Origin of the sequence: uncultured Rhodococcus sp., from assembly GCF_963525155.1 — a bacterium.
Lineage (GTDB): Bacteria > Actinomycetota > Actinomycetes > Mycobacteriales > Mycobacteriaceae > Rhodococcus_F > Rhodococcus_F qingshengii.
Map to the genome: position 1 here is coordinate 1 of NZ_CAURKP010000240.1, position 6,571 is coordinate 6,571.

The following is a 6,571-nucleotide window of genomic DNA, read 5'->3' on the forward strand; positions in this document are numbered from 1 at the left end:
CCAGGTGACTTCGACGTTCCGGCATCCCGATCTGGCGCCGGCGCTCGCGGCGCCGGACCTGTCCGAGAACGATCTGGTCTCCGACAACTGAGCGGACTCGACCGAGAACGGGCGCTCGTGCTTCGTGCACGGGCGCCCTTCTGTGTGTGATCGGTCAGGGCCTCAGCTGAACTCGGTCCGCAGCGCCGCCACGACGTCGCGGGCGTGTGCCTCGACGGCGTCGTTGCCGGCGAGCTGAGCCGAGCGTGCGAGCCTGGCCCAGCGTCCGACCAGTGCGTCGGCGCGTGGAATCGAGAGATAATGTTCGCGGACGGCGGCGATACGCGAATGATCCTCGGGCAGGTACAGATAGGTACTGAGCCAGACCCAGATGAGTTGGGCCTCGACGATCCGGCGCCCCAATTCGGCCTCGTCGGCCAGGGCGGGCCACATCCCCACGACCTCGGCCCGCCAGGCATCGACCATCGCCGACGCCCGCTCTTCGGTCAGGTCGATGTTGCACAGGCAACCGGGGAAAGACACCAACGCGTAGGTGATGTCGAGGAGGGCATCGCGGTAGCCACCCCACTCGTAGTCGAGGAACTGCACGCCGTCGTCGTTGACGATGATGTTGTCTGGGCACAGGTCCGACGGACTGAAGGCACGGAACCGGCCACCGCTGAACAGTGTCTGCGCATGCTGAACCTGCTCGAGAATGTCCGAACTCACATCGATGCCGAGACTTTCCACCAGCATCGCGGGAACACTGGCCACGGCACGTCCCACCTGATCCGCCACTTCGTCGGAACAATGCGCAACCTCGGCTCGACGCAGAAGCGCGGTGAAGTCGTCCTCACGGCCGACGGTCGCGGCGTGCATGCGTCCCATTGCCTGCGCCATGGCCATCAACGTGTGAGTGACGGTGTCCGGGTCGGAGTCTTCGAGGCGGACGCTGATTGCGGTGGCGTCGCCGAGATCACTCAGGATCAGGAGGCGAGCATCGAGGTCGGACGCCAACAGTTCGGCGCCGGGGCGTGCGTCCTTGGCGAGCGCGTTGGCGAACTGATACGACACCGCTTCACGAAGGAATGCGGTCTCGACGTCGAAGTCACCTTCAGACGCGGCCGGGAGCGCAATCGCTGTTTTGGTAGCTCCCTGGAAGTTGTCGCGGACCTGCTTGATCACCAACGTTCGGGGCAGGGAGAACGGGTTCTCGGCGACACGAACGCGCAGCACGACGGTGCGGCCACTCCCCCCGAGATCTACGGGATCCACCAGGGTTACGGGTGCCCCTGTGCGGCGTGTCAGCAACTGCTCAGCAGCTGCGACGACTTCGGAAACGGGGTCTGCCAGTAATGCGGTCATCACCGACCAACTTACCCGTTAGTGACTCCGATCATGCCCAGCTCATCCGCTCGCAGCGGAGACTTCAAGGCCTCACAGCAACAGAAATTGCCGTCTACCTGCGGCGATGACAAAAGACCCTAATCGCCACACCGGCACACAGTTCTCTCGAGAATTTTGCTGTCGGTGAGCAGAACTCCGAACCGGCGACGTCATGGAGTCTTGTCCTCGTCGACAAATCGAGAAATGCCTTTCAACGCTGCTTCGAATTCCTCGTCGGCCCGGGTTCTGACCCAGAGAACGAGCACGCAGGCAGTGACGATCCCGAGCAGGTTGACAGCCAGTTGCAGAGACGACAACCCGGCGATCCGCCATTCTCCGTTTGCTGCCGCAACCACCGCGAAACCGGCGGCCGGAACCGTGGTGACAGAGATGAACACCCCGACCAAGGCAGCGGACTTCGACGAGACGAGTGCCAGCATCCCAGCCGCACCGGCAAGAAGCGCGACGACAAACGAAATGGGCCCGACCTTGTATACGAAATCGACCTCGTGGAGTGACTCGAGACTGACGACGTCCATCCATCCGAAGAACTTCACCACGAACGTTGCGGCAAGCGTCACGCCCATCGCGATGGGGAATCCGACGGCAAGCGCGAGAATCGAACGTCGACGCAACCGTCGATCCCGCCGTACGAGTGCGACTGCCAAAGCAGCCAGCGGACCGAACTCCGGACCGACGACCATGGCGCCGACGATCGTGATCTGAGAGTCGGTGACGACGCCGATCGCGGCCAGCAGACACGCAATGGTCAGGAACGCGACGAACAATCCGTTGAGAGTCGACTCTTCGCGAGTGCGGGACAGCAATTCCTCCCACACGACGGAATCCGCGGGATCACCAGGCACGTCACGCTCGGCTTTGCGCGCCGCCGCCGACAACACCGTCTCGACCGGTACGAGCGTCATTCCGCCGTCCTCGGCGACGCCGAGTTCGTTCAAGGCATCTACGACGTCGTTTGCCGCCTCACGTGCGACGTCGGCCTCCACCATGTCGCCGGCAGGATGAACCGCGACATCGCGCATCACGACGATGTGTGTCGCGCCCCGCTGCGACGCGAGCGCACCGAGAACTTGCTCGGTGCGCTCGGTCGGGCAGATCACCCGCAAATGCAGCATGGCGATCCGGTGTCGGCTCTACTTGGCTTCGCCGGTGTCGCCTTCGGACTTCTTGTCCTCTGACTTCTTCTCGGGCTTCGCGTCGATACCCGATTCCTTGCGCTGCTGAGCCGAGATCGGTGCCGGAGCATCCGTCAGCGGGTCGACGCCGCCGCCGGATTTCGGGAACGCGATGACCTCACGGATGGAATCCATGCCGGCGAGGAGCGCGGTGATGCGGTCCCAGCCGAATGCGATTCCGCCGTGCGGCGGCGCACCGAAGGCGAAGGCGTCGAGGAGGAAGCCGAACTGCTCCTGCGCCTCTTCCTCGGAGATACCCATCACCTTGAACACTCGTTCCTGAATGTCCTTGCGGTGGATACGAATACTGCCGCCGCCGATCTCGTTGCCGTTGCAGACGATGTCGTAGGCGTAGGCGAGAGCGGAATCCGGATCGGTGTCGAACGTGTCGAAGAACTCCGGCTTCGGCGACGTGAACGCGTGGTGCACGGCGGTCCACGCGGAGTGGCCGAGAGCGACGTCACCGGATGCAGTGGCGTCGGCGGTCGGCTCGAACATCGGAGCGTCGACGATCCACACGAACGCCCACGCGTCAGGATCGATGAGGTCCTTCTTGCGGGCGATCTCACCACGGGCAGCGCCGAGGAGAGCGCGCGTCGACTTCGTCGCGCCCGCTCCGAAGAAGATGCAGTCACCCGGCTGGGCTACGACGTGAGCCGCCAGGCCCTCGCGCTCGGCGTCGGTCAGGTTCTTGGCAACGGGACCACCGAGAGTGCCGTCTTCACCGACCAACACGTACGCCAGGCCCTTGGAGCCGCGCTGCTTCGCCCACTCTTGCCAGGCATCGAGCTGCTTGCGCGGCTGGCTTGCACCACCGGGCATCACGACGGCGCCAACGTATTCGGCTTGGAAGACGCGGAAGGTCGTGTCCTTGAAGAACTCCGCGCACTCAACGAGTTCGATACCGAAACGCAGGTCCGGCTTGTCGCTGCCGTAACGACGCATTGCCTCGGTGTAGGTCATGCGGTCGATCGGCGTCTTGATCTCGTGGCCGACGAGCTTCCAGAGCGCCGTGAGAATTTCCTCGGCAAGCAGGATGATGTCGTCCTGGTTGACGAAAGCCATCTCGATGTCGAGCTGAGTGAACTCGGGCTGACGATCGGCGCGGAAATCCTCGTCGCGGTAGCAACGCGCGATCTGGTAGTAGCGCTCGATGCCGCCGACCATGAGTAGCTGCTTGAACAGCTGCGGGCTCTGCGGCAGTGCGTAGAAGCTACCTGGCTGCAGGCGTGACGGTACGAGGAAGTCACGGGCACCCTCTGGCGTCGAACGCGTGAGCGTCGGAGTTTCGACCTCGACGAACTCGTGATGCGCGAGAACGCCGCGCGCTGCAGCACTTACCTTGGAGCGCAAGCGAATTGCGGAGCCGGGGCCTTCACGACGCAGGTCGAGGTAGCGGTACTTGAGGCGCGCTTCTTCGCCGACCTGATCGTCGAGCTGGAACGGCAGCGGTGCGCTTTCGTTGAGAACCTCGAGTTCTGTGGCGTTGACCTCGATCGCTCCGGTGGGGATCTCGAAGTTCTGGTTGCCCTCGGGGCGAACCTCGACCGTTCCGGTCACGCGAACGCAGTATTCCGCGCGCAGACGGTGCGCCTGCTCGGCCACGTCACCTGCCCGGAAAACTACCTGCGCAACTCCGGATGCATCACGGAGATCGATGAAGATCACTCCGCCGTGATCACGACGCCTGGCTACCCAACCGGTGAGCGTTACGGTCTGCTCTGCCTGCTCGGGTCGCAATGAACCGGCGAGATGTGTGCGCAGCACGGGATTCCTTTCGAACTACTTCCAATAACCGACGACCGACTACTTTGCCTGCGATCCTACGGAGCGAACTGCACAGAGCGGAAACGCGGACCCGCATCGCATGCGAAGCTATCTCCAGAAGTGACGGCAAGCACTTGTTCACGACAGCAGAAAGCGGACATAGATGACCTTCAACGAGGGGGCCCGCGGCGAAGCGGGACGCGTTCAGGTTCAAGGCGGCGGGGGTGGCGGTGGCCGCGGCGGCAAAATCGCGATCGGCGGTGGCGCGGGCGGCATTATCGTTCTGATCCTGGCGCTGTTGTTCGGCGGTGACCCCGGCTCACTCCTGGGTACGTCTACCGAGACTTCGAGTTCGTCGACCGGACTGTCGTCGGTCGACGAGTGCACCGGTGCTCAGGCAAACGCCGATGTGAACTGCCGCGTCACACTGACCGTCGGAAGCCTCGACGACGTTTGGGAACAGCAGTTGGTCAAGCAGACCGGCACGGCGTACGTGCGACCCGAAGTCATTCTGTTCAGCGGTTCGGTCAACACCGGTTGCGGCCAGGCGTCTAGTGACGTCGGTCCGTTCTACTGCCCGGCCGACCAGACTGCGTACTTCGACACGAGTTTCTTCCAACTACTCGTCGACCGTTTCGGTTCCAGCGCCGGACCGCTCGCACAGGAGTACGTGGTCGCGCACGAGTTCGGACATCACATCCAGAATCAGCTCGGCGACATCGGCCGCGCGCAGGCCGACCCGCAGGGTGAGCAGTCGGGTGCGGTTCGCACCGAACTCCAGGCCGATTGCTACGCAGGCGTCTGGGCACATTTTGCGGACACGATTCCCGATCAGGCGACCGGTCAACCGTTCCTGAAGCCCTTGTCAAAAGACGACATTCGCGACGCGTTGTCCGCCGCCTCGTCGGTGGGCGACGACCGTATCCAAAAGTCCACGACCGGTCGGGTCAACCCTGAAGGTTGGACACACGGCTCCTCCGCACAGCGTCAGGCGTGGTTCATGACCGGATACCAGACCGGCCAGATTTCGTCGTGTGACACGTACTCGGCGCGGGATCTGAACAACCCGCCCGACCTCAAGCGATAGCGAATCTCCGAAACCATCCCACCGACAATTTTTTCTGTCTTGACAGATTTAGTTGTCGGTGGGATGGTTTTCTCATGTTGGACGTAGCAGTCATCGATCGCCCCGGAGCTGCCGAGGCGTCGCTCGATCCGATTCGGCAACGGATTCTGGCCGAATTGGCGGTGCCGGGATCGGCATCCTCGCTGGCGCCCCGGATCGGGCTGACACGCCAGAAGGTGAACTACCACCTGCGCACTCTCGAAGACCACGGACTTGTCGAGCTCGTCGAGGAACGCAAGCGAGGCAACATGACCGAGCGAATCATGCAGGCCAGTGCCGCGTCGTACGTCATCTCCCCCGCTGCAATGTCGGCGCTCGCGCCGGACCCGGGCCGGTTCCCGGATCAACTCTCGGCGCGCTGGCTCGTCACTCTCGCGGCGCGGATCGTCCGAGAGGTCGGCGAACTGATCGCCGGCGCAGCTGCGGCCGGAAAACCGTTGGCGTCCTTTGCCATCGACAGCGACATCACCTTTGCCACGGCGGCCGACCGTGCCGCCTTCGCCGGCGAACTCGGCGAGTCGATCAACTCACTCGTCGCCAAGTATCACGACGGCAATTCCGAAGGCGGACGCAAACACCGCCTCGTTGTCGCCTTGCATCCCAGCCTCACCACACCCCAAACCATCACAACCCAAGCGATCGACGCGCCCGAAACGGAGAAGTAGCAATGTCCGAGAAATTCGAAATCCGCCGCGAGGTGGTCGTCCCAGGAACCCCCGAGCAGATCTGGGCCGCCATCTCGGCCGAAACGGCCGGATGGATGTTCCCCTCCCCTCTCGAGATCCCGGCCGACGGCAGCCGCCCGGACAGCCCGATCATCGCCACGTGGGAGCCGCCCCGCGAACTCGCCATCCACATGCAAGGCCCCGACGGCTGGTTCAACAACCTCGAATACGTCGTCGAGGCCCGCGACGAGAGCACCGCCGTTGTCCGCTACGTCCACGCCGGAGTGTTTGCCGAGGACTGGGACAACCAGTACGACGGCGCGAGCAAGCACACCGACTTCTACCTGCACAGTCTCGGCCAGTACGTGCGGTACTTCGCCGGCAGGCCCACCACCTATGTCTCGGCTGAAGGCCCGGAATCCTCTTCCGCGCCGCAAGCGATGGGACCGCTT

General features: G+C 63.5%; 5 protein-coding genes and 1 pseudogene. 3 read left to right on the forward strand and 3 right to left on the reverse strand.

The features are described from left to right. Positions 1 to 162: 162 nt before the first annotated feature. The 3 genes from RWT78_RS26930 to aspS form a co-directional block, all read right to left on the reverse strand. Entirely contained in the window at positions 163 to 1,344 is a 1,182-nt protein-coding gene (locus RWT78_RS26930) for a kinase (RefSeq protein ID WP_314682106.1), read from the reverse strand. Between the two features lie 191 nt (positions 1,345 to 1,535). After that, positions 1,536 to 2,501, reverse strand: a complete 966-nt coding sequence (locus RWT78_RS26935) for a DUF389 domain-containing protein (RefSeq protein WP_003944904.1) — start codon at positions 2,499 to 2,501, stop codon at positions 1,536 to 1,538. Positions 2,502 to 2,519: 18 nt separating this feature from the next. Then, positions 2,520 to 4,328 (reverse strand): aspartate--tRNA ligase, encoded by a 1,809-nt coding sequence (aspS, locus tag RWT78_RS26940; protein WP_314682111.1) that lies wholly within the window; start codon positions 4,326 to 4,328, stop codon positions 2,520 to 2,522. Between the two features lie 163 nt (positions 4,329 to 4,491). Here aspS and RWT78_RS26945 point away from each other — a divergent pair, with 163 nt between their 5' ends. The 3 genes and pseudogenes from RWT78_RS26945 to RWT78_RS26955 form a co-directional block, all read left to right on the forward strand. Next, the gene (locus RWT78_RS26945; RefSeq protein ID WP_003945028.1) at positions 4,492 to 5,415 is read left to right on the forward strand and encodes a neutral zinc metallopeptidase; all 924 of its coding nucleotides are present in this window, start codon (positions 4,492 to 4,494) and stop codon (positions 5,413 to 5,415) included. Positions 5,416 to 5,489: 74 nt separating this feature from the next. Next, complete coding sequence (locus tag RWT78_RS26950; protein ID WP_314682115.1) at positions 5,490 to 6,119, forward strand: helix-turn-helix domain-containing protein; 630 nt, start codon at positions 5,490 to 5,492, stop codon at positions 6,117 to 6,119. A 2-nt stretch (positions 6,120 to 6,121) separates the two neighbouring features. After that, a pseudogene (locus RWT78_RS26955) lies at positions 6,122 to 6,571 on the forward strand (SRPBCC domain-containing protein); the annotation flags it as partial.